The organism is Rhodoglobus aureus (assembly GCF_039527955.1).
In the GTDB taxonomy this organism is placed as follows: Bacteria; Actinomycetota; Actinomycetes; order Actinomycetales; family Microbacteriaceae; genus Rhodoglobus; species Rhodoglobus aureus.
This window is the reverse complement of record NZ_BAAAKW010000017.1, coordinates 60,209-82,641: the sequence shown is the minus strand read 5'-3', so window position 1 is coordinate 82,641 and position 22,433 is coordinate 60,209. Positions and strand designations below refer to the sequence as shown.

Annotated in this window: 24 protein-coding genes; 15 read left to right on the top strand and 9 right to left on the bottom strand. The window is 62.1% G+C overall.

The annotated features are described in order from the left end of the window. The first annotated feature begins 23 nt into the window (after window positions 1–23). The gene (locus tag ABD112_RS03860; RefSeq protein ID WP_343923334.1) at window positions 24–554 is read left to right on the top strand and encodes an isoprenylcysteine carboxyl methyltransferase family protein; all 531 of its coding nucleotides are present in this window, start codon (window positions 24–26) and stop codon (window positions 552–554) included. Continuing rightward, the gene (locus ABD112_RS03855) at window positions 551–1,720 is read left to right on the top strand and encodes an NAD(P)/FAD-dependent oxidoreductase (protein WP_343923332.1); all 1,170 of its coding nucleotides are present in this window, start codon (window positions 551–553) and stop codon (window positions 1,718–1,720) included. The genes ABD112_RS03860 and ABD112_RS03855 overlap by 4 nt, the downstream gene beginning before the upstream one ends. 33 nt (window positions 1,721–1,753) lie before the next feature. On the opposite strand, the gene ABD112_RS03850 is transcribed toward ABD112_RS03855, so the two are convergent. The 5 genes from ABD112_RS03850 to ABD112_RS03830 all read right to left on the bottom strand — a co-directional run bounded on the left by ABD112_RS03850 (window position 1,754) and on the right by ABD112_RS03830 (window position 6,323). Continuing rightward, complete coding sequence (locus tag ABD112_RS03850) at window positions 1,754–2,416, bottom strand: HAD hydrolase-like protein (RefSeq protein WP_343923330.1); 663 nt, start codon at window positions 2,414–2,416, stop codon at window positions 1,754–1,756. Between the two features lie 31 nt (window positions 2,417–2,447). Beyond that, window positions 2,448–3,143, bottom strand: a complete 696-nt coding sequence (gene nucS, locus ABD112_RS03845; protein WP_343923329.1) for an endonuclease NucS — start codon at window positions 3,141–3,143, stop codon at window positions 2,448–2,450. 74 nt (window positions 3,144–3,217) lie between these two features. Further along, a complete protein-coding gene (locus ABD112_RS03840) occupies window positions 3,218–4,510 on the bottom strand; it encodes a type II toxin-antitoxin system HipA family toxin (RefSeq protein WP_343923328.1) in 1,293 nt (430 codons plus the stop codon). Then, window positions 4,503–4,799 (bottom strand): helix-turn-helix domain-containing protein, encoded by a 297-nt coding sequence (locus ABD112_RS03835; RefSeq protein WP_343923327.1) that lies wholly within the window; start codon window positions 4,797–4,799, stop codon window positions 4,503–4,505. The genes ABD112_RS03840 and ABD112_RS03835 overlap by 8 nt, the downstream gene beginning before the upstream one ends. 102 nt (window positions 4,800–4,901) lie before the next feature. Then, complete coding sequence (locus ABD112_RS03830) at window positions 4,902–6,323, bottom strand: MFS transporter (RefSeq protein ID WP_343923325.1); 1,422 nt, start codon at window positions 6,321–6,323, stop codon at window positions 4,902–4,904. Between the two features lie 74 nt (window positions 6,324–6,397). Here ABD112_RS03830 and ABD112_RS03825 point away from each other — a divergent pair, with 74 nt between their 5' ends. Together ABD112_RS03825 and ABD112_RS03820 are read left to right on the top strand one after the other, a co-directional pair. Continuing rightward, window positions 6,398–8,365: a M13 family metallopeptidase gene (locus ABD112_RS03825; protein WP_343923323.1), complete on the top strand. Its 1,968-nt coding sequence runs from the start codon at window positions 6,398–6,400 to the stop codon at window positions 8,363–8,365. After that, entirely contained in the window at window positions 8,359–9,273 is a 915-nt protein-coding gene (locus tag ABD112_RS03820; protein WP_425563797.1) for a serine hydrolase, read from the top strand. The genes ABD112_RS03825 and ABD112_RS03820 overlap by 7 nt, the downstream gene beginning before the upstream one ends. Here the strand turns inward: ABD112_RS03820 and ABD112_RS03815 are convergent. Together ABD112_RS03815 and ABD112_RS03810 are read right to left on the bottom strand one after the other, a co-directional pair. Further along, the gene (locus ABD112_RS03815; protein WP_343923320.1) at window positions 9,270–9,941 is read right to left on the bottom strand and encodes a GNAT family N-acetyltransferase; all 672 of its coding nucleotides are present in this window, start codon (window positions 9,939–9,941) and stop codon (window positions 9,270–9,272) included. The genes ABD112_RS03820 and ABD112_RS03815 overlap by 4 nt on opposite strands. Before the next feature lie 28 nt (window positions 9,942–9,969). After that, the gene (locus tag ABD112_RS03810; RefSeq protein ID WP_343923318.1) at window positions 9,970–11,202 is read right to left on the bottom strand and encodes a glutamyl-tRNA reductase; all 1,233 of its coding nucleotides are present in this window, start codon (window positions 11,200–11,202) and stop codon (window positions 9,970–9,972) included. A 17-nt stretch (window positions 11,203–11,219) separates the two neighbouring features. Here ABD112_RS03810 and hemE point away from each other — a divergent pair, with 17 nt between their 5' ends. From hemE to ABD112_RS03755, 11 genes are all read left to right on the top strand, one after another. Continuing rightward, window positions 11,220–12,278: a uroporphyrinogen decarboxylase gene (hemE, locus tag ABD112_RS03805; RefSeq protein ID WP_343923317.1), complete on the top strand. Its 1,059-nt coding sequence runs from the start codon at window positions 11,220–11,222 to the stop codon at window positions 12,276–12,278. A 4-nt stretch (window positions 12,279–12,282) separates the two neighbouring features. Further along, the gene (locus tag ABD112_RS03800) at window positions 12,283–13,602 is read left to right on the top strand and encodes a protoporphyrinogen/coproporphyrinogen oxidase (RefSeq protein WP_343923315.1); all 1,320 of its coding nucleotides are present in this window, start codon (window positions 12,283–12,285) and stop codon (window positions 13,600–13,602) included. Between the two features lie 57 nt (window positions 13,603–13,659). Continuing rightward, window positions 13,660–14,340 carry a hydrogen peroxide-dependent heme synthase gene (gene hemQ, locus ABD112_RS03795; protein WP_343923313.1) on the top strand — a complete coding sequence of 227 codons (681 nt, stop codon included), beginning with the start codon at window positions 13,660–13,662 and terminating at the stop codon, window positions 14,338–14,340. Then, window positions 14,337–15,524, top strand: coding sequence for a ferrochelatase (locus tag ABD112_RS03790; protein WP_343923311.1), 1,188 nt, complete (start codon window positions 14,337–14,339; stop codon window positions 15,522–15,524). The genes hemQ and ABD112_RS03790 overlap by 4 nt, the downstream gene beginning before the upstream one ends. After that, on the top strand, window positions 15,521–16,435 hold the full coding sequence (gene hemC, locus ABD112_RS03785; RefSeq protein WP_343923309.1) for a hydroxymethylbilane synthase: 915 nt from the start codon (window positions 15,521–15,523) through the stop codon (window positions 16,433–16,435). Before ABD112_RS03790 ends, hemC begins: the two co-directional genes overlap by 4 nt. After that, entirely contained in the window at window positions 16,432–17,427 is a 996-nt protein-coding gene (hemB, locus tag ABD112_RS03780) for a porphobilinogen synthase (RefSeq protein ID WP_343923308.1), read from the top strand. Before hemC ends, hemB begins: the two co-directional genes overlap by 4 nt. Next, window positions 17,424–18,812 carry a glutamate-1-semialdehyde 2,1-aminomutase gene (hemL, locus tag ABD112_RS03775; RefSeq protein WP_343923307.1) on the top strand — a complete coding sequence of 463 codons (1,389 nt, stop codon included), beginning with the start codon at window positions 17,424–17,426 and terminating at the stop codon, window positions 18,810–18,812. Before hemB ends, hemL begins: the two co-directional genes overlap by 4 nt. Before the next feature lie 173 nt (window positions 18,813–18,985). Next, complete coding sequence (locus ABD112_RS03770; RefSeq protein ID WP_343923305.1) at window positions 18,986–19,339, top strand: YtxH domain-containing protein; 354 nt, start codon at window positions 18,986–18,988, stop codon at window positions 19,337–19,339. Between the two features lie 7 nt (window positions 19,340–19,346). Further along, entirely contained in the window at window positions 19,347–19,775 is a 429-nt protein-coding gene (locus ABD112_RS03765; RefSeq protein ID WP_343923303.1) for a phage holin family protein, read from the top strand. Continuing rightward, complete coding sequence (locus ABD112_RS03760; protein ID WP_343923301.1) at window positions 19,775–20,002, top strand: DUF3618 domain-containing protein; 228 nt, start codon at window positions 19,775–19,777, stop codon at window positions 20,000–20,002. Before ABD112_RS03765 ends, ABD112_RS03760 begins: the two co-directional genes overlap by 1 nt. Before the next feature lie 43 nt (window positions 20,003–20,045). Further along, window positions 20,046–20,798, top strand: a complete 753-nt coding sequence (locus ABD112_RS03755; RefSeq protein WP_343923299.1) for a uroporphyrinogen-III synthase — start codon at window positions 20,046–20,048, stop codon at window positions 20,796–20,798. Window positions 20,799–20,858: 60 nt separating this feature from the next. Here ABD112_RS03755 and ABD112_RS03750 read toward each other — a convergent pair whose 3' ends face one another. Continuing rightward, window positions 20,859–21,266 (bottom strand): DUF1304 domain-containing protein, encoded by a 408-nt coding sequence (locus ABD112_RS03750; RefSeq protein WP_343923297.1) that lies wholly within the window; start codon window positions 21,264–21,266, stop codon window positions 20,859–20,861. A 104-nt stretch (window positions 21,267–21,370) separates the two neighbouring features. Further along, window positions 21,371–22,360 (bottom strand): MDR family oxidoreductase, encoded by a 990-nt coding sequence (locus tag ABD112_RS03745; protein ID WP_343923296.1) that lies wholly within the window; start codon window positions 22,358–22,360, stop codon window positions 21,371–21,373. Window positions 22,361–22,433 lie beyond the last annotated feature (73 nt).

The following is a 22,433-nucleotide window of genomic DNA, read 5'->3' as shown; positions in this document are numbered from 1 at the left end:
GCCAACATGAGTAAGGAGCCAGCATGACCGTGATCGCCTACATTGCCCTCGTGCTCGGCACCGGGATGGAACGCCTGTACGAACTGCGCATCTCGAAGCGCAACGCCGCCGCCGCCTTCGAACGCGGCGGTCGCGAGTATGGGCAAAAACACTTTCCGTGGATGGTTGCCCTGCACACCGGACTGTTGGTCGCGTGCGTCGCCGAAGTGCTCATCGCCGATCGGCCGTTCCTTCTGTGGCTGGGTATTCCGATGCTCGTCATCACCCTGCTGAGCCAAGCGGCCCGCTATTGGATCATCAACTCGCTCGGTGAACAGTGGAACACTCGCGTGATCGTCGTGCCCGGAGCCGGCCGTGTGCAGAACCGCGGGCCCTACCGGCTGACGTGGCTGCCGCATCCCAACTACCTGGTTGTGGCCATTGAGGGCATTGCGCTGCCGCTCGTGCACACCGCCTGGGTGACCGCGATCGTGTTTACCGTGCTGAATGCGGTGCTGTTGTTGGCATTCCGCATCCCGACGGAAAACCGGGCCCTGCGCGAACTGACGCCATGAACGAGAGTGCCGAGATCGTCGACGTGATCGTCGTGGGTGGCGGGCCTATCGGTCTCGCCGCTGCGATCAACGCACGGATGCACGGCCTCACCGCCCTCGTGATCGAACCCCGCACCGGCACCATCGACAAGGCCTGCGGCGAAGGGGTCATGCCCGGCGCCGTTGCCGAACTCGCCGCGCTAGGTGCGCACCCGCACGGACGGACTATCACCGGCATCAGTTATCAGGACGGCAAGCGCACCGCCGAACACCGCTTCGCTGCGGATGCCGCCCTCGGCGTTCGTCGCACCGAACTGCATCGGGCGCTCGCCGAACGTGCGGCCGAGCTCGGGGTGCAGGTCGAGCACGGCAAAGTTGAGTCTGTAGAACAGCCGCAGGATAGAGACCGCCGTAGCGGCGCCGGCCGCACTGCCGCTGGTAGTGCCGCTGGTAGTGCCGCGGGTAGTGCCGACGGCAGCAACACGGGAGTCGCGACGCAGGGCGGCGCGGTGTGCGCACACCTCGCCGACGGGCGCACCATCGAGGGGCGGTGGATGCTCGGTTGCGATGGTCTGCATTCCACAGTGCGTGAGCTGGTTGGCCTAGCCACGCGCCCTCGCCGCGTGAGGCAACATGATTCTCGGCGATTCGGCATCCGGCAGCACTTTGAGGTCGTCCCGTGGACTGATCTCGTGGAGGTGCATTGGGCTCCACAGGCGGAGGTGTACGTGACGCCGGTCGGCGACAATGAGGTCGGCGTCGCGGTGCTCGGGCCGCGAGGCACTTCGTTCGAGGATGCACTCGCGAGTGTGCCGGTGCTCACCGAACGGCTACGCGACGCCAAGCCGGCATCAAAAACGCTCGGTGCAGGCCCGTTGTTGCAAAACACTCGCGGTCAGCGCGCAGGTCGAGTGCTCCTCGTCGGAGATGCTGCCGGGTACGTCGACGCCATTACGGGCGAAGGAATCAGGCTGGGATTGGCCGAGGCAAGAGTCGCCATCGAGTGCATCATCGCAAACGAACCGGAACGATATGAACGCGAATGGCGTCGCATCACTCGCGACTTTCGGATGCTCACGACCGGGCTAGTGGCGGCAGCGAACTCACCCTTGCGCGGCGCCATCGTGCCGCTCGCCGTGCGACTGCCGCACCTGTACGGCCGCATCGTGGAGAGCCTTGCTCGTTAGTGGGTCGGGCGGTGCTTAACGGGAACTGGCCTGCTAGCTAGGAAGCAGCAATGGCAGCAGTTCTTCTGCCTTCGACACCACCGCGATCGATCCTTCTGATTCGCTGGCTTTGCCGTAACCCCAGTCGACATAGATAGTGGGGATGCCGTGTTCGGCTGCGCCCTCGATGTCGTAGTCGCGGTCGCCGATCATCACCGGGTTGCTCACGTCGGCGCCGATCATCTTCAGACGCGTAATCGCTTCGGCCACAACATCCTTCTTGGCACTGCGGATCTCATCGATCGACGCGCCCGCCATCACGCGGAAGTACTGGGTGAGGTTGGCATGATCCAGGATCACGGATGCCGGAAACTCAGGTTTCGAGGTCGCCAACGACAACGGGATCCCCGTCGCGTGCAGCTTCTTCAAGACTTTGCGCATACCGGGGAAGATGTCGCTGCCGTGAGCGTTGTTGCCTTCCATGTAGTGGCGGCGGTAGATCGATAGGGCCTGCGCAGATTCCACGGTAGTGAACCCCGCGAAGTCGCGGAACGAATCGAGAATGGGAGGCCCGACGTAGGAGCGCAGCTCTTCTTGCGAAGGAACCGGGTACCCCATCTCCTCAAACATGAAGGCGAGTGAGGTCGTAATTCCGGGCGCGGAATCGGCAATCGTGCCATCGAGGTCGACGAGAATACAAGTCCAGTTGTTAGCCATTTGCTTCCAGCCTAAGCTGCGATCGAAGAATCTAGAACAATCGCATGTTGGGGTCGTCGAGCCCGCGCATTTCGTCATAGTCCAACAGCACACAGCGGATGCCGCGATCCTTTGCAAGGGTGCGCGCTTGTGGCTTGATTTCCTGGGCCGCAAACACGCCAGCAACCGGAGCCAGTAACGGGTCACGGTTCATCAACTCGAGGTAGCGGGTCAACTGCTCAACACCATCAATGTCACCGCGGCGCTTGATTTCGACGGCAACACTCGCGCCCTTCTCGTCGGTCGCGAGAATATCGACGGGGCCGATCGCGGTCATGTATTCGCGACGCACGAGGCGGTAGCCGTCACCCACAATGTCGATGTGTTCGGCCAGCAGCTTTTGCAGGTGGGCCTCGACGCCATCCTTTTGCAGTCCGGGGTCGACGCCCAGTTCGTGGTTGGTGTCGTGCAGGATTTCGTGAATCGAGACGATGAGCATGTCGGCTGACTTGGTGTGGGCGACTTTCCAGATTTCGGTGACTCCGGCATCCGACTGCTCGGTTTCGGGTTCAATGCTGGAGAGCACGCAGGGTGGGCTCATCCAGTTGAGAGGTTTGTAGGAAAGGGCGTCGGAGTGCACGAGCACACTGCCGTCAGCCTTCAGCAACAACAGTCGTGTTGCGAGGGGAAGGTGGGCACTGAGACGCCCGGCGTAATCAACGGAGCATTTGGCTATGACAAGTCGCACCCGATGAGCCTAACGGTGCGGGGCAGGTGGTTGCGATCAGTCGCGGGCCCAAGGAGCACCAGCTGTAACCCAACTCAGCGTGTTTCCTTCGGCGCGCTGATCTGATTGCCGTCTATGAGGCGCTGGGCATTCCAACTGAGCCGCTCGACCATATCCGGGCCGACCTCGCTCAGTGGAGTGACGGATGCTTGCGCGTCAACGAATTCGTGAAGCGTCGCTCTGATCACGCCCTCGATCGTGTCTGCACGCAAGACCGACCAGGAGGCGGCCTCGCGGGCAATGCTTTCGGCGCTCACCTTTCGGTGATCGAAATCACCGTCGATCGCCATCGCCATATCCCAATTGATTCGCCCTGCTTGATAAAGATTGGGAACGGCGTCGTAGAGTTCAGAAAGTCGAGTACCGCCGCTCTCATGAATGAACCCCACGTTTTTGGCATGCGCATCGCTGTCGCCGATGAGCACATGAAAGACGAGTTGCCGCAGCCATTGCGAGGTCTCTGCGAGTGCGTTCGGGAGGGAGCCGGTGAGCTCCGCGATTGCGCGCACGCTGGGGCGTGCCGGGTTTGTTGGCCACTGCGCGTCTTGAAACTTGACGTCTGAATTCTGCCAATCGAGACCTAGCGCTTGGGCGGCATCCTCTTGATGAACGAGCGAAACCGCGGTGCCGTCGACGAGCCGATCGAAGCGCTTGATTGACAGAAACTTTGACTGCCCGGCGTTCATGATCTCGCTGCCAAACTGGGAGAGCCCCATCGCTCGAGCGAGCTGATGACTGTAGTGCTCGTTGTAGATTTGGTGAGGTCGCGACTTGAGCTGCGGCTTGAGGATGTGGGTGGAATGAGCACGGCCGTGCGGCTCATGCCATTGCGAACCGAAACGCGCCAGAAGCAACTTCGGCTGAAATCCCGGCAACATCGAGCGGCTCTCGTCTTGGATTCCTAGATCGTGACGCTCGACGGCCTGCAGGAGGCGTTGGGCAACGGTGGTGTCATCGACGGCGATGTAGCGAGGAACATAGGGGCTGGCTTCATCCGGCGCTCGAAACGTGAGTGCACCACCGAGAGAGCCGCCGAATTCACGAAGCAGGCTGAACAGGTTTCTATGGTCGATACCGCGCAGGGCTGCCATCGCTTCACGGTGGTTGCCATCGGGAGTGTATCCACCGAAGAAATTGGACACCGGGGCAGTGTCGGGCTCTCGGCCCGGTATCGAAGTGAACGATTCAGTGAGGGTGATTGCCCCAGGCTGGTAGCCGCTATCCCACTGGAATCGCACCCGATTCTTCTGGCGGCGCCGCCCCTGCGCGAACGGCACAACGTCACCGAGGTAGTCGTCGTGGAGGAAGACGGCGAGCGAGTCAGTCATCTGTCATTGCCGCGCTGGGAGACGTCTCGTTAGTGCTGGCCACTGCGGCTCCCGGTTTGGCGACGCTAACAGGCGTGTAGCTCACACTGATCGTGATGCCAAGAAAGTTCATGGCGCGAAGCAAGCGCGTGATGTAGAGGTTGGGGCGGCCATTCTCGAGGTCTTGGAGATATTGACGCGTGATATCGAGCTCGTCGGCGAGCTTATCTTGGCGCAACCCGCGCGACTCGCGTGCGGCCTTGATGACAGCACCGAAATCTCTGAATCGGGTGATGGTGATGGTTGGCACGGTGGTCTCTCTAGTCCCTAGACAGTGTGTAATGCAAGAATATCCTTGCAGACCAGCATGCCAGTATATTCTTGCATGCGCAAGTGCCAGAATATTACGGCACTACAGGCGATCGCGATCGCGTTCGCGGCCGTCCTCTTCGCGGTTGCCGACAGCATCCGCGCCCTGTGCCGCCGCAATATCCTCGGCCGAAATGAGGTGCAGCTCCGTGGTAGCAAGACTGACCGCTGCGGATGTCGTACCCGGCGACGCAAAGTCGATGACGCTGCGAGAGTGGCGGCCCGCCAATTCGCGGGCGGCAGGGGAGAGGATGCCCGAAAGTGCACTCAGCACGACGATCACGAGCAGGGCGTTGAGAATGCCAACCTGATCACTAATGAAGCCGATCATCGGCGGCCCGACGAGTGCCGCGGAGTAGGCGATAGTCGCGACCGCGGTGACGCGAGCAGTTGCGCGCTTGGGGTCATCAGCGGCGGCCGAAATTCCTACCGGGAAGCCAAGAGCCGCACCGGCGCCCCAGAACACCGTGCCGATAACGGCCAGCCAGACCACCGGCGAGAAGATAACGAGCAGCAGGCCAACGGCAGCAAGAGCGGCGGAGGCGCGCAGCACTGGTACGCGGCCGAAGCGGTCGAGAGCACGAACGCCCAAGAAACGAGTCGCCGTCATCGCGGTCACGAAGACGCCAAAGATGAGAGTGCCGAACGCATTGTCGAGCTCATATCCATCGACCATGGCGAGTGCGAGCCAGTCGATTGCTGTGCCCTCAGCGAAGGCCATGCCCAGCACGATGACGCCGATGATGACTGTGCGCGGTTCGAGCCACACGCTGCGCAGTTTGGGGGCAGCCAGCTCGCCCGATGCGATCTTGATCTCTTGAGTATTGGGTGGGGCATCCGCGAGTGATTCGGGCAAAATGAAGCGCAGGACGGTGAGCGCGGCGATGATGGCAAGTGCTGCAACGACAGAGAGATGCAGAGCGAGCGGGATGTGGAGCGCCTCGGCCCCGGCGCCGATACCGGCACCCGCCATCGTTCCTAAGCTGTAGAAGCCGTGCAGGATTGGCATGGTCGAGCGGCCGAGCAGTCGCTCGTTGGCAGCCCCAGAAAGGTTGATGGCGACGTCGTAGGTGCTGAAGGAGACACCCATGACGGCGAGGGAGAGCACTGCCCCGATAAAGCTGCCCAGAACGCTGATGATGATGGCGGTGGCCGCGAGGGCCAGCACAAAGGTCAAGACGCACACTCGTGCAACGGCAACCGCACCAAAGCGTTCGACGAGTCGCCCGGCAACCAGCAACCCCAAGATCGATCCGATGGCGAGCCCAAACAGCAGAACGCCGATCTCCGAGTGGCTGGCATCGAAGATATCACGAACGGTAGGGATGCGGCCTACCCAGCTGGCGAAGGAGAGACCCGCGAGGGCAAACAGGGTTGCGATCGCGTTGCGCCAGGACAACACTTGGCGGTGGGTGAGGCCGTGCGGGTAGTGCGAGGCCGTCGCAGCCGAGTCTGAGGCGGTCATCGCATAATTGTAGGGCTCTCCACTGGTCTCACATTCGCAGCAAACGCTTGAGGAGAAGGCTCTACGCTGTGTGCATGAGTGCCGAATCGTCATTACCCTCAGGAATTGCCGTCCACGATCTTGATCCGAAGGTTCGCCCTCAAGACGATCTCTTTCGCCATGTGAATGGCGCGTGGATTGATCGCACCGAGATCCCCTCAGACAAGGCGCGGTACGGCTCGTTCATGGTGCTGGCCGAAGAAGCTGAGTCGGCTGTTCGCGACATCATCATCGAGTCGCAGTCGGCAGAGCCCGGCACTGAAGCACGCAAGGTTGGCGACCTCTATGCGAGCTTCCTTGATGAAGCTCGCGCTGACGAACTTGGCGCAAGGCCTATCGCCCCCCAGCTGGCCGAAGCAGCAGCCGTCGACTCCATCCCCACCCTGCTCAGCACCCTCGGGCGTCTCGAACGCGGTGGCACAAGTGGCTTCTTCCAGCTCTTCGTCGACAACGACCCTGGCAACCCCGAGCGCTACCTCGTCTTCATCGAGCAGGGCGGCCTTGGGCTGCCAGACGAGTCGTACTACCGCGAAGAAAAGTTTGCCGAAATACTCGCCAAGTACGGCACCTTTGTCGAGCGGATGCTCACACTCGCCGGCCTCGATGCTCCCGCCGAGCGTGCCGCCCGCATTGTCGCCCTCGAAGTTCAGATCGCGTCGAAGCACTGGGATAACGTCGCCAACCGCGACAGCGAAAAGACCTACAACCCGATGACGTGGCAAGCAGCCAACGACCTCACAGGTGCGATCGACCTCGCCGTGTGGCTCGACGCCATCGATGTTCCCGAGCACGCCCTCGACGAGGTTGTCGTGCGCCAACCCAGTTTCGTTGAAGGGCTCGAGTCGGTATTGAGTGACGACAACCTGCAGGCGTGGAGAGACTGGCTGGCCTGGCAGGTCATCCGCACCAACGCCGCCTACCTTTCAGGTGATTTCGTCGAAGCCAACTTCGACTTCTACGGTCGCACCCTCTCGGGTACTCCCGAAATTCGCGCCCGCTGGAAGCGTGGTGTCTCACTCGTTGAAGGCGTGCTGGGTGAAGCCGTCGGCAAGATTTACGTTGATCGTCACTTTCCGCCGACCGCAAAGTCGGCAATGGATGTGCTCGTCGCCAATCTCGTCGAGGCCTACCGTCAGTCGATCATCCACCTCGAATGGATGAGCGCCGCCACCCGTGAGCGTGCCCTCAACAAGCTCGAGAAGTTCACCCCCAAGATCGGGTTCCCCGAGAAATGGCGCGACTACTCCGCTCTCGAGATCAGTGCGGATGACTTGGCCGGCAACATGCGGGCAGCCAACGAGTTCGAGTTCCAGCGTGAGCTCGGCAAGATCGGCAAGCCACTCGACCGCGACGAATGGTTCATGACCCCGCAGACGATCAACGCGTATTACAACCCCGGCTTCAACGAGATCGTGTTCCCCGCCGCCATCCTGCAGTACCCGTTCTTTGATGAGGGTCGGGATGACGCCGCCAACTATGCGGCAATCGGTGCGGTAATCGGCCACGAGATTGGTCACGGCTTCGACGACCAGGGTTCCAAATACGACGGCGACGGCCGCCTCATCGACTGGTGGACGCCCGAAGATAAGGCCGCATTCGAAGAGCGCACCACGTCGCTCATTGACCAGTACAACGCTCTCGCTCCCGCTCAGGTTCCCGAACACCACGTCAACGGATCGCTCACCATTGGAGAGAACATTGGCGACCTCGGTGGGCTCGCAATCGCGTGGAAGGCCTACACAATCTCGCTCGGTGGCGCCGAACCACAAGTAATCGATGGCCTCACCGGAGCACAACGATTCTTCATGTCGTGGGCGCAAGCGTGGCAGCAAAAGGGCCGCGATGAAGAGGTAATTCGCCTACTCGCAATCGACCCCCACTCGCCCAACGAGTTCCGTTGCAACCAAATTGTTCGCAACATTGACGCGTTCTATGAGACATTTGGTGTGACAGAATCCGATTCGTTGTGGCTATCCCCGAAAGATCGCGTCACTATTTGGTAGAGATCGAGAAAACCCGAGAACGCCGAAATCGCATTCGCGCCCCCCGTGTAGCGAAGCATGCCGGAACTGGCGAAGAACCCAACTTCACCAGTACCTTTGCTGCGCTCGGAAAACTCAAACTCGGCAATTCCGGCGTGCGGGTATCGGCCAGTGCCGTCGACATCAACACCGGCAAAACCGTACTCAGCATCGATGATCGCGTGGCGCTCCCCACCGCGAGCATCGGCAAAATCCTGCTGCTCATCGAAGTCTCGGCACGTTTCGACAATCGTGAATTCGCGCCCTACGGCATTCTCGACAAAGTAGCCGGCGCATCCGTGGGGGCAGCCGGGCTCTGGCAGCACCTTCAAGCACCATCATTGCCCGTCGCTGACCTCGCCGCGCTCGTCGGTGCAACGAGTGACAACCTCGCCACCAACATCCTCCTACAACTCATCGGGTTGGATGCCGTGCGTGCACGAACCGAATCGCTTGGCCTCACCAGGACCGCACTCCTCGACCTCTCGCGTGACACCCGCGGCCCTGATGACGCACCTCAACTCTCCGTAGGTTCCACCATCGAACTCAGCTGGCTCTTCGGTGCACTCGCCCGCGGCGAGATCGTCAACTCCATCGCCAGCCAACGAGTGCTCGGCTGGCTCTCACTCAACACCGACCTATCACTCGTGGCGAGTGCCTTTGGGCTCGACCCCCTCGCTCATCGGGGAGCCGACCACAACACTCTGCTGGTGAACAAGACCGGCATCGATCGGGGCGTGCGAGCGGAAGCTGGTGCCCTCAGAGGCAACAAGCGTGCGGTTGCCTATGCGGCATCCATCCAATTTGATGACACGAGCCTTCAGGCACGCCTGCGCGCCATCGAAGTAATGCGCATCTTTGGCTACGACCTGCTGGAGTACGTGCACTAACCGCGGTGCGCAGCCCATTCCCGATCGAGAATTGCGTAGATGCCGGTGTCGGCCCACGCGCCCTTGAACCACATGTCCTCGACGTGATGCGCTTCGTGACGCATTCCGAGCGCACAACACAGTCGCACTGAGTCGTCGTTGCGGGGATCCAGATTGGCGAACACCCGGTGCAACTTCAGCTCGTCAAACGCGAGATCGAGCCAGGTGGATGCCGCCTCACGGGCGTAGCCCTTGCCCTGAAAGTTGGGGTGAAGTGCCCAGCCGATTTCGGCATTCGAATCTTCAGCGCTCTCGATCTTGAAATACAGGGTGCCGATGACGACGGGGCGGCGCACCTCAGCACCGGTCGTCTCCGCCGCGGGAGGGGTTGCCGCATTATCGGCGATTGACTGCCCAACGATTGTCTCCGCAACCGGAGGGACGGCATCCGCAAGCTCGATCGCCAGTTGGAGGTAGTCACCGCTCTCCGCGAGCGCCTCCCTGGCCGTCCACTCGGCGATTTTCTCGATCACCGTCGCGCGATCGCGAGGCTCGTAGAGCATGTAGGCGGTCAGTTCGGCATTCGACTGCTGGGCGTGGATGTCGTCCACGTCGTGATCGTTGAGAGTGAGCGAGCGAAGCACGAGTCGCTCAGTCTGGATTGGGGTACTGAACTCGAATGGTTTCATCGGCGACCCTCGTTGTTGTGGAGTAGCGCTAAGCGGTGTGCGGTCGAGCGGTATTGGCGGCGCCAGTCGATCGCTCGACGGGGATGTTGTAGAGCGCAGCAAGGGCGGCATCGAAGTCGGCGGCCCGGCCGTCAGCCGCAAATTCGCGGGCACGAACCGAGGGGCCGTGCAGCAGTACACCGCCGAGGTGACGCAGCGCTGAGATGGTTTCTTCACCGGCTCCACGTGCGGTGGCACGAGCGATTTCGGCCTCCAACAGTGCGAAGTGGTGCTTGCGCAGAGCAACGATGGCGGGCTCGGCCTGGCTTTCGGCGGCGAATTCGTGGGCGGCCGTGCGAACCAGGTCACGGGCATCCGCGTGCGCGTTCAGTTCTTCGAGGGGAGCGTGCAGGCTGATCGTTTCGAGGTCAAGCAGGTCAACACCGTCGAGCTGGCCAACGGCGGGGTCAACGTTGCGGGGGAGCCCCAAGTCGAGAACGAGACATTTACTGGCGGCCGAAAAGCGTTCGGCGCCGAGTACGGCGCTCACAGTACAGGTGACGATCACGTCAACGTCGAAGTCTTCGCTTTGGGTGAGGCTGTGCTTGAGCGCAAACGCGGCGTCGCGGCCCGACGGCGAGAAGACGCGCAAATCGAGGGCGCCCTTGTCGCGCAGCGCGTTCACCGTAGTGACGGCGTACCGACCAGTGCCCACCACGAGCACGCGGGTGGCTGACCAATCGGCGACGCGGCTCGATGCCAGCTCGAGAGCGAGACGCACCAATGATTTGCCCGAACCACCAATGGCAGTGCTGTTCTTGATGCCGCGGCTGGTGTGGGTAGCGCGCTGAAAGAGACGCTCCAAGTCGCGAGTGGTTGTGCCGTCCGCACGAGCCTTATCGAGAGCTCGGCTGACCTGCCCCGAAATTTCGGCTTCACCGATCACGACGGATTCAAGACCCGAGGTCACCGCGAAGAGGTGAGCTGCGGCATCCGCACCCTCATGAACGGCAATGGATGCTCGCAGAGTGTCGATGCTGACGCCGCTTCGCTCACTGAGTGACTCGAGCAGCGAGCACACTGTGACGGCGGAGGCTGCGGTGAGCGGTTCTTCAACATCGAGGTATGCCTCGAAGCGGTTGCAGGTGGCAACAACGACAGCGCCCGCAACGAAATCGTTGCGTGAAACGAGGTCGGTGGTGGCCGCCGGGGCGACCTCAGACAGACTTTCGAGTACGTCTAAGCTCGCGTTGCGATGATTCGAGCTAAGACACAGGAGCACAACCTAATGTTAACCCCGTGACCCTGAATACTGACCATCCACTTCTCGACGGCCGCACAGCTAACTCGCCTACCATCCGGGCCTACTGGGGTGACCGCCCCGAAACGACCCCCGTCTGGTTCATGCGCCAGGCTGGCCGTTCGCTGCCGGAGTACCGCAAACTGCGCGAAGGCAACGAAATGCTTGAGGCGTGCCTCACGCCCGACCTTGCCAGCGAAATCACCATGCAGCCCGTGCGTCGCCACAAGGTTGATGCCGCAATCTTTTTCAGCGACATTGTTATTCCGGCCAAGCTTGCCGGTGTTGAGGTCGAGATTGTTCCCGGCCGCGGCCCCGTATTTGCTAACCCGATTCGTACGGCGGAGGATGTCGCCAAGCTGCGCCCCATCGACCCAGCCGCGTTTGCCCCCATCCGCGAAGCTGTCGCGCAAACCGTTGCCCAGTTGGGAAACACGCCGCTCATCGGTTTCGCTGGAGCCCCCTTCACTCTCGCGTCGTACCTCGTTGAGGGTGGCCCGAGCAAAGACCAGCAGCGTGCCCGCACGCTCATGTATTCCGACCCGCAGACGTGGGCAACCCTGCTCAATTGGTGTGCCGACATTGCTGGCGAGTTCTTGATCGCCCAGGTCGAGGCTGGCGCTTCTGCCGTTCAACTCTTTGACTCCTGGGTTGGCTCGCTCTCGGAGCAGCAGTATGTGCGCCGCGTCGCACCCCACTCCAAGCGCGCCTTCTCCCATCTGCGCGGCTATGAGGTTCCGAAGGTTCACTTCGGTGTCGGCAGCGGCGAAGTGCTGCAGGCCATGCACTCGATCGGTGCCGACGTCATGGGCGTCGACTGGCGCATCCCGCTCGATGAGGCTGACCGTCGCCTCGGTGGCGGAGTTCCGCTGCAGGGCAACATCGACCCCGCACTGCTCGGAGCGCCTTGGCATGTGCTCGAAGCTCACGTGCGCGACGTCATGAACCGAGGTCGCGTTGCCCCCGCCCACGTCGTGAACCTTGGCCACGGTGTCGGCCCAGAAACCGATCCCGACGTGCTCACCAAAATCGTGGAGCTCGTTCACCAGGAAGGTTAGCGCCGTGCGCACGACAGAATTTACCGTCGTTGGCGGCGGCATTGCCGGGCTCGTCACCGCCCGCAAACTTGCGATGGCGGGGCGAACCGTGCGCCTCATTGAGGCAAGCAATCATCTCGGCGGCACCGTGGCATCCCACCGCGTCGGCGGAATTAATGTGGATGCCGGAGCCGAGAGCTTCGCCACCCGCGGCAATACTGTTGCCGATCTCGCTCGCGAGCTCGGGCTCGGCGATGACATCGTGTCGCCCGGCGACGAGGGTGCGTGGCTGCAGCCCGTGGCTGGCGCGGCCCTGCCCCTTCCCAGCACCGGCATTTTGGGAATCCCGGCAACCCCGCTCGATGCGCAGACGATCGCGGTACTGGGCCTTGGTGGTGCGTTGCGGGCACAGCTCGATTCGCTAATCCCGTGGTTTGGCAAACGTACCGCTATCTCGCTCGGTGCTCTCGTGCGTCGGCGCATGGGTAAGGCGGTCGTCGAAAAACTCGTCGCGCCGGTCGTGCACGGCGTGTACTCGCTGCACCCCGACGATCTTCCGATTGAGCGGGTTGCGACCCTCACGGAGCGCCTCGCCCTGCACGGTTCACTGGCGGCGGCGGTGCGATCGATGCGCGAAGCGATGCCGGCCGGAACTGCGGTTCAGGGCATCCGCGGCGGAATCAACAGACTCGTGACTGAACTTGCCGCCGACCTCACCACGTATGGCGTCATCGTCGAGTTCGAACGCCGTATTGAGAGCGCTGAGGCGCTCGCCGAACTCGACGGCACCGTCATTGTTGCCGCCCCCGGCATCCTCGCTCCCGTGCGCGGACGCACCGTGACGCTCGCCACGCTCGTGCTCGCTGCGCCAGAGTTGGATGCCGAACCCCGGGGCTCTGGAGTGCTGGTTGCGCCTGGCTGCACGACGGTTTCCGCGCGCGCGCTCACGCATGCGACAGCGAAATGGCAGTGGCTGAAGGAGTATGCGGAGGGCCGCCACATCGTGCGCCTCTCGTATAACGAGGAGCCAGCGAACTTGGCCGAGGTGGCGCGCCACGATGCCGAGATTCTGCTCGGGGTCTCGCTGCCGGCCGAATCGGTGCTCGACTTTGCTCGCCAACAGTGGATTCGCCCGGCTGCGCTCGCTCCTGCCGAACGCACGGATGGTGTTGTTGTTGTTGGCGAGACTGTCGGCGGCACCGGGTTGGCCGGCATCATTACGCACGCAAATGCCGCGGTCGACCGACTGCTGTTGCTTGCTGACGCCGCTGACGTGGAGACTGAGGCCGACGAGGATGCAGCTGCCGAAGCCGAAGAAGACGAAGAAGACGAACAGCTAAGCTAGTTAGGTTCGCCTAACGCCAAGGTATTTTCCCAGTTTGCCCAGAAGGCGCGGGAGAGAATGGAAGACATGACTGACACCGCCAAACCCACCGAAGTTTTGGGCTACACGCTGTGGGCGGTCTTCCGTCGCGACCCGCACCGCCCGGCTCCGGCCGGGGGCCTCTCCGCTGCGGTTGCCGCGGTTGAAGCACGCGGCGTCACCATTCGTGGTTTCTATGATGTGTCGTCCTTGCGCGCCGATGCCGATCTCATGATTTGGCTGCACGGTGACAACCCCGAAAACATCCAGTGGGCGCTGCGCGAACTGCGTCGCAGTGAGCAGCTCTCCACCCTGCTTCCGACGTGGAATGCGATGGGCGTGCACCGCGACGCTGAGTTCAGCAAGAGCCACATGCCCGCGTTCATGCGCGGCAAGGAGCCCGAAGCGTGGCTCACCGTTTACCCCTTCGTGCGCAGCTATGACTGGTACCTGCTGCCCGATGCCGAGCGAAGCAAGATGTTGCGCGATCACGGCATGAAGGGCTCTGAGATGCCCCAGGTGCTCGCCAACACTGTCGCCAGCTTCGCCCTCGGAGACTACGAGTGGATGCTCGCGCTCGAAGCCCCCGAACTTGTTGACCTTGTCGACCTCATGCGTCACCTGCGTCAGACCGAAGCTCGCCGTCATGTGCGCGAAGAGATCCCCTTCTATACGGGGCGTCGCATCTCGCTTGAGGAGATCGCTGAGGTGTTGGCATGACCCACATTCTTGGTGCAACGGATGCCGCAGCATCCGGTCCAGAACATGTCGAGGAGGCCGTGGCCTACGACGCCATTCTGCTCGCCAGTTTTGGTGGGCCTGAGGGTCAAGACGATGTCATCCCGTTCCTGCGTAACGTCACGCGCGGACGCGGTATCCCTGAGGAACGCCTCGAAGAGGTCGCTCACCACTACCGTGCGTTCGGCGGCGTGAGCCCGATCAACGACCAGAACCGCGAGCTGAAGGCCGCCCTCGAAGCAGAGCTCGCTCGCCGCGGTATCGACCTGCCCGTTGTGTGGGGAAACCGCAACTGGAACCCCTATCTGAGCGATGCCCTGAACGAAGCGAATGAGCGCGGGTTCACGAAGCTCATTGCCGTTGGCACCAGTGCGTACAGCTCGTATTCGAGCTGCCGCCAGTATCGCGAAGACTACGCAATCGCGCTGGAGGAGACCGGCCTGCTCGGCACGATCCAGATCGACAAGGTTCGTCAATTCTTCGACCACCCCGGTTTCGTGCAGCCCTTCATTGACGGTGTGCGCGACGGCCTCGCTGAGGTTGCGGCGAAGGGTGTTTCGCCAGAGAAGACGCACGTGCTGTTCACGACGCACTCGATTCCGTCGACGGATGCCGCTAAGAGCGGCCCAGAGTCGCGCGGTTTCGGAGCGGGTGGCGCGTACGCAGCGCAACACCTCGCCGTGGCAGAAGTGGTGATGGCGGCGCAGACTGTCGATCCCGAGCAGACAGGCAAGCCGGCTCAAGCCACGAAGCCCACGCACAGCCTCGTATACCAGTCGCGAAGTGGCCCGCCCTCGATGCCGTGGCTCGAGCCCGACATCAACGATGCGATTGATGCGCTCGCCGCTGATGGCATCGAAGCGGTCGTCATTGTGCCGGTTGGATTCATTTCTGACCACATGGAAGTGAAGTGGGATCTCGACACCGAGGCGCTCGAAACTGCGGGAGGCCACAACATGGTTGCCGTTCGCGTTCCGACCCCTGGCGTGCATCCGGCGTTCGTCACAGGTCTTGTCGACCTCGTGTTGGAACGTCGCGACGGAGTGCCGGTGGCAGATCGCCCCGCACTGACAAACATTGGGCCCTGGTACGACGTGTGTCGTCCGGGGTGTTGTGAGAATGTGCGGCTCGGCTTCAAGCCGGCAGCCGCGGGGGTAGCACCGTGACCGTTATTCGTATTGGAACGCGGGGGAGCACCCTCGCGATGGCCCAGACCACCACGGTGGCTCGCGCACTCGAAAACAAGACTGGTGTCGAGACGGAAATCATCCCGATCTCCACGCAGGGTGACCGTTCAACAGAGTCACTCTCATTGATCGGTGGGCAGGGCGTGTTCGCGAACGCGCTTCGTGACGCACTCTTGGCGGGCGAGTGCGACATAGTGGTGCACTCACTGAAAGATTTGCCCACGGCCGAGATTCCCGGGCTCACGATCGCTGCGGTGCCGAAGCGTGCTGACGAGCGCGACGTGGTGTGCGCCCGCGATGGGCTAACTCTCGAGACTCTTCCTGCTGGCGCTCGTGTTGGTACCGGTTCGCCGCGTCGTCAGGCCCAACTGCGTTCGCTCTACCCCGAGCTCGAGGTTGTCGACCTGCGTGGCAACATCGACTCGCGCCTCGACAAAGTCACCGACGGACACTTGGATGCCGTGATCTTGGCCGCCGCTGGGCTCGCCCGTGCCGGTCGCTCTGACGCTGTCACCGAACATCTCGGTATCGCCGGCTGGCCCACCGCACCGGGTCAGGGTGCCCTCGCGGTTGAGGTGCGCACGGGCGAAGAGAAGCTTGCCTCAGTGCTCGATCACAAACCCAGCCGCACCAAGACAAACGCCGAACGCTACGTTCTTGCCTTCTTGGACGCCGGATGTTCGGCTCCTCTCGGAGCTCACGCCGTCATCGATGACGGGCTCCTGTTCTTGGATGCGCGCGTCTACGCCCTCGATGGCTCGCGGTACCTCACCAGCTCCCACGCGCTTTACGTCAACGATGTCGAGGACCCGGCGCGCGAGGCGGCACAGCGGGTCGCCGACGAACTGTTGGCACAGGGCGCAGGGGACTTGACCGGAGCTCGGGCGTGATCATCCGCCCCCGCCGTTTGCGGTCAACCCCGGCGATGCGTCGCCTCGTTGCCGAGAACCGCACGCACCCCAGCCAGCTAATTCTTCCGATGTTTGTGCGCGAAGGGTTGAGCGAGGCGGTTCCGATTAGTTCGATGCCGGGCGTGCAACAGCATTCGCTTGACTCGATGCGTCGGGCGATTGCCGGAGCCGCTGAGCTCGGCGTCGGTGGTGTGATGCTGTTCGGTGTTCCTGAGCGCAAGGATGCCGAAGGCTCGGGCGCGATCGACCCCAACGGAATCCTCAACGTCGCCACGCGCGCGGCTGTCGCTGAGGCCGGTGACGCCCTCGTGGTGCAAACCGATCTCTGCCTCGACGAATTCACCGATCACGGTCACTGCGGAGTGCTGCGCGAACGCACGCATCCCGTGACCGGCGCGACCGAGCTGACCGTCGACAACGACGCCTCCCTTGAGCGCTACCGCGAAATGGGCGTTGCCCAGGCCGAAGCTGGATCACAACTGCTCGGCCTCAGCGGAATGATGGACGGCCAAGTTGCCGCAGTGCGTGACGCCTTGGACGCTGCTGGCCACACCGACACCCCCTTGCTCGGTTACGCCGCCAAGTACGCGTCTGCGTTCTACGGGCCCTTCCGCGAAGCCGTGCAGTCGTCGCTTGAGGGCGATCGCCGCGCCTACCAACAGAACCCCGCCAACCGCCGTGAAGGAATCCGCGAAGTCGAACTTGACATCGATGAGGGTGCCGACATCGTGATGGTCAAACCTGCCATGAGCTTCCTCGACGTGCTCGCCGATGCCGCAGCAATCAGCAGTGTGCCGGTGTGGGCCTACCAAGTCTCGGGCGAATACGCGATGATCGAGGCCGCCGCAGCACACGGTTGGATCGACCGCCGCCGCGCCATCGAAGAATCAGTGCTCAGCATCCAGAGGGCAGGCGCCGACGCGGTGCTCACCTACTACGCAACAGAACTCGCAGAATGGCTACGTCGATGAGCAACACCAGTAACCCAGCAGACTCCGCCCCAGACACCCTCGCCGCAGGCAGCGCCACCAACCAGCAGTCGTTCGACCGCGCTCGCGCAATCTTGCCTGGTGGCGTCAACTCACCCGTTCGTGCCTTTGGCTCGGTCGGCGGAACCCCCCGCTTCTACGTGAAGGCTTCTGGTGCGTATGTCACGGATGTCGAGGGCCGTTCGTACATCGACCTCGTCAACTCCTGGGGCCCCGCCATCCTGGGCCACGCTCATCCCGAGGTCATCGAGGCTGTTCAGCAGGCCGCGTCGCGCGGACTCGGCTTTGGAGCTTCCACTCCTGCCGAGACCGAGCTCGCCGAACTTGTGCGTTCGCGCATCAGCGTCGGCGGCGTGAGCCCGATCGAACGCTTGCGCCTCGTCTCCACCGGCACCGAAGCGACCATGACGGCCATCCGTTTGGCTCGCGGTGCTACCGGTCGCCGACTGCTCGTGAAGTTCGCCGGGCACTACCACGGCCACTCCGACGGTCTGCTGGCCGAAGCCGGTTCGGGCCTGGCAACGCTCTCGATGCCCGGCTCTGCTGGAGTCACCGCCGAGACCGCAGCCCAGACCCTCGTCATCGAGTACAACAACGTTGCCGCCCTCGAGCAGGTCTTCGCCGAACATGGCCACGACATCGCCGGCGTCATCTTCGAAGCCGCTGCCGCCAACATGGGCGTCCTCGCTCCGCAGCCGGGCTTCAACGAAACGATCGTGCGCATCGCACATGAGCACGGTGCCCTCGCCATCAGCGACGAAGTTCTCACCGGATTCCGCGTCGACCCCGCCGGCTACTGGGGTTTGGATGCTCGTGCCAGCGCCACTGGCTCACGCTGGGTTCCCGACCTCTTCACCTTTGGCAAAGTCATTGGTGGCGGGATGCCGTTGGCCGCTTTGGGCGGTTCAGCTCGCATCATGGAATTGCTGGCGCCGCTCGGCCCCGTCTACCAAGCAGGCACTCTCAGCGGAAACCCCGTCGCCGTCGCTGCGGGCCTCGCTACGCTTCGGCTCGCCGACGACGCCGTGTACTCCCGGCTCAACCAGGTTGCCGAAACGCTCTCTCAAGAAACGTCCGCTGCACTCTCCGCCGAAGGCGTTGAGCACGTTGTGCAGCACGCCGGCAACCTGTTCTCCTTCGCCTTCAGCCCGACCGAGCCGCTGAACTTTGCCGACGTGAAGGCGCAGCAGGGTTACCGCTACGCGCCCTTCTTCCACTCGATGTTGGAGTCGGGGGTGTCTCTGCCTCCGAGTGTGTTTGAGGCGTGGTTTGTTTCGGCAGCCCACGACGATGGCGTGGTCTCGAAGATCGTGGAGGCACTGCCCGCCGCCGCGAAGGCTGCTGCCGCGGCATCCGCCCCCCAGTAGCCGAATCGGCACCCGCGCAACTGAAAAGTCTGTGTGAGTTCTGGGTAGAGCACTATGCCAATCTGAGAATATGCTCCAGAATGGCTACTTGCGTTAGCAGCGAAACCTGACCACGGTCTGCAGCTATCGCGAGTATGTTGGAAGAACCAACCGGCAACGAAATGGAGTTCACCATGAAGGGCAAGATCCTCCTAGTAGTAGGACTCGGCATCGGCTATGTGCTGGGAACGCGCGCAGGTCGCGAGAAGTACGAAAAGATCAAGACCACGGCGGCCAAGCTGTGGAACGATCCCCGCATTGCGGAACAGCGCCACAACGCTGAAGACTTTGTGAAAGATAAGGCACCGGATGTCGCCGAGTTTCTCGCCGACGGCGCCAAGAAGGTCGTAAAGCAGGTTGCTAGCAGCAAGAGCAACAACAAGAGTTCGTCGGCCAAGTCGACAACCACAAGCAGTGCTGCAAAGAAGCCTGCCGCCAAGAAGTCTTCGTCAACGGCATCCTCGACGAAGTCCACAAACTCGAAGTAGGGCTGCCATGTACGGTGAATCACCGAAGACAGACCCGCAGCGTGAACCGAAACGTTCGCTCGCTGCGCTAATTGCCGACGTGCCTCGCCTGCTTGGCGAGCTCGTTCGTGGAGAAATCGAATCGCTCAAGCAGGAGATGGTTTCCAAAGCCAAGAATGCGGGAATCGGAATCGGCTTGTTCGCCGGTGCCGCGTTCTTTGCGCTCTTTGCGCTGATGGTGCTAATCGCGGCAGCCGTTCTCGGTTTTGCCGAGGTAGTGCCGGCGTGGGCGGCTGCGCTGATCGTTGCGGGCATCCTGCTGGTCATCACCGCGATCCTGGTGTTGATCGGGGTCAGTCTGGTCAAAAAAGGAACGCCGCCAGCACCCACCGAAACAATTGAAAGCATTAAAAGCGACGTTCGTGCCATCAAAGGCACACGCAAGCGGAGGTCATGATGTCTGAAAATGTAGGCGACAACATCGAGCAGGCACGTGCCGAACTCGAACGAACTCTCGATGCGATTGAAGATAAGTTCAACGTCGGCAAGCGTGTCGACGAGGTTGCTACCCGCGTACGCAGCTCCTATGAGAGCAACCCACTGCCCTGGATTATCGGTGCAGCGGCCGCAGCCGTCTCGGTTGTTGCCGTGGTTGCGTGGGCAATTCTGAGCGACGACGACTAGCTCGATTAGCGTCTGACTCCCCAACAGGTGGAGTATAGAGAGCATGGCAAGCAAAGCACTCGATGGTTTGCGCGTGCTCGTTCCACGCGGAGGCAATTGGGGCGAAAGCGTCGCAGCATTACTGAGGGATTACTCAGCAGTTCCTGTGATCGCACCGCTCATCAATTTCGCACCCTCAGAGAACGTTCCCGCGCTTGCTAACGCATTCCATGAGCTCAATGATGGTCAGTTCGATTGGATCGCCGTCACGAGCGCCACAACTGTCGACGTCTTGAGCGTCAGCGGTGTGAAGATCCCGAAGAACACCAAAATTGCCGCCGTGGGTGAGTCGACGGCGGGAGCGTTGAGCCTCGCCGGGCACCAAGTGGATTTCGTGCCCGAGTTAGATAATTCTGGTCGCGGCCTCGTCAAAGAGTGGCCCGACCGCACTCCAGGTCTTCGCGTGCTGACGCCGCAATCCAACCTTGCCGACACCACGCTGCCAGACGGCCTCGGAGCGCTCGGTATCGATGTTGTTAGTGTCTCCGCGTACAGCACGGTTGGCGTGCCCGTGGCCGACCATGTGCGCAAGGATGTCGCGTCCGGTCGCATCTCTGCAGTACTCGTGAGCTCGGGATCGGTCGCCCGACAGGTGGCAGAGCAACTGGCTCCGCTGCCCGAAACCACCATCGTGGCGTGCATCGGCCCCCGCACAGCCTTCGATGCGCGTGCTGCCGGCCTCACCGTGCACGTGATCGCCGAAGACCGATCGAGCGATTCTCTCGTCGAAGCCCTTGCGGAGTATGTGAGACGCTAAACCTGCGGTTGCGCTGCGCTTCGGGGGCTTGTGGTGCGTGTGGTGGTGCGTGGTGGTGCGCTAGCCCACCGTCAGAGCCAACACCAGGAAGAAGATGCCCAGCAGCGGCGGAATTCCCTGAATGGCCGCAGCGCGTGCCATCTTCGGCTGAGACGTGATGAGAACTACAGAGGCGAGCAGCATGCTGAGCGCCGCAAACATTGCCAGAGCGATGCCTGCCGGCCACAGGTTGAGCGAGCCCATCATCACGAGGCCGGTTCCGGCTCCGAGTGCGAGAAAAGCGTTGTAGAAGCCCTGGTTGTAGGCCCACGGCTTGATGATTGCGGCCTCTTCTGAGGTGAACACGCCAAAGGTCTTCTGCACGCGAGCCTTGTGCCAGAGCACACTCTCCATAAAGAAAATCATGATGTGGACGAGCGCGGCGAGAAAGATAAAGGCTGAGCCGAGGATGACCGTAACACTGTTCATACTCGAAAGTGTGACACAGAGTGGGCGGGGTGCGGGCGCGGTAACCGGGGCGCCCGGACGCACGCTGGCTTGCGAAGCTAGAGCCGACCGCTGCTTGTGGGCACCTAGCGGTGCACGTCGACGACGGTGCGACCGCGGATGCGTCCCGCGACAATGTCCGCACCGGCCGCAATCGTGTCACTGAGACTGATGGTCGAGGTTGTTTCCGCGAGAAGGCTGAGGTCGAGATCACGATGGAGGCGGTCCCACGCTTCCTCGCGCAACGGTCGAGGGGTGAAAACCGAGTTGATGCCGACAAGACTCACACCTCGCAGGATTAACGGCATGATGCTGGTGTGGAGTTCGCTTGACTGCGCATTTCCGCAGGCGGTGACCGTGCCGCCGTATCGGGTGCCGGCGATTGCCGAGGCGAGCGTCGTTCCGCCGACGGCGTCGATGACGCCAGACCATCGCTGCGTCATGAGCGCGCGTGGTTCTGCGCTGAGCTCAGCCCGGTCGATGATGGTGGTGGCGCCGAGCTGACGCAGGTAGTCATGTTCGGTGTTCTGGCCGGTAGAGGCGGTGACCCTGAAGCCGAGGTGGTCGAGTAACGCGATAGCGATTGAGCCCACACCGCCCGTTGCTCCCGTGACGAGAACGTCGCCGAAGATGCCGGCCCGCTCAATTGCGAGCACCGCCAGCATTGCTGTGAAGCCGGCGGTACCGATCGCTGCCGCCTGATGATTGCTCATGCCCGTGGGTACCGGGATCACCCAATCGCCAGGAACTCGCGCACGTTCAGCCAGGCCACCGTGATGGGTTTCGCCGAGCCCGCACCCATTCACGAGAACCCGCTTACCGACAATAAACCGCGGATCTTCCGATGCCGCAACAACTCCGACAAGGTCGATACCGGCGATAAGGTGAGGTTCGCGAACGATACCGGGTCTACCCGTTAGGGCGATGCCGTCTTTGTAGTTGAGGCTTGAGTATTCGACATCGATCGTGACGCCTCCGGGCATCAGGATGCTGTCATCCAATTCCTCAGAAAGTTCGACGTGGGCCAGAGCTTTCGGATCGGACTCGTTCTTGGTTACTTCGATTCCGCGCCACATGCGGCTAGCTTAAGACGCCACGCTGAATACTGCCCGAAAATCTGGGACAGTGTTCATGATGACGATGCGCCAG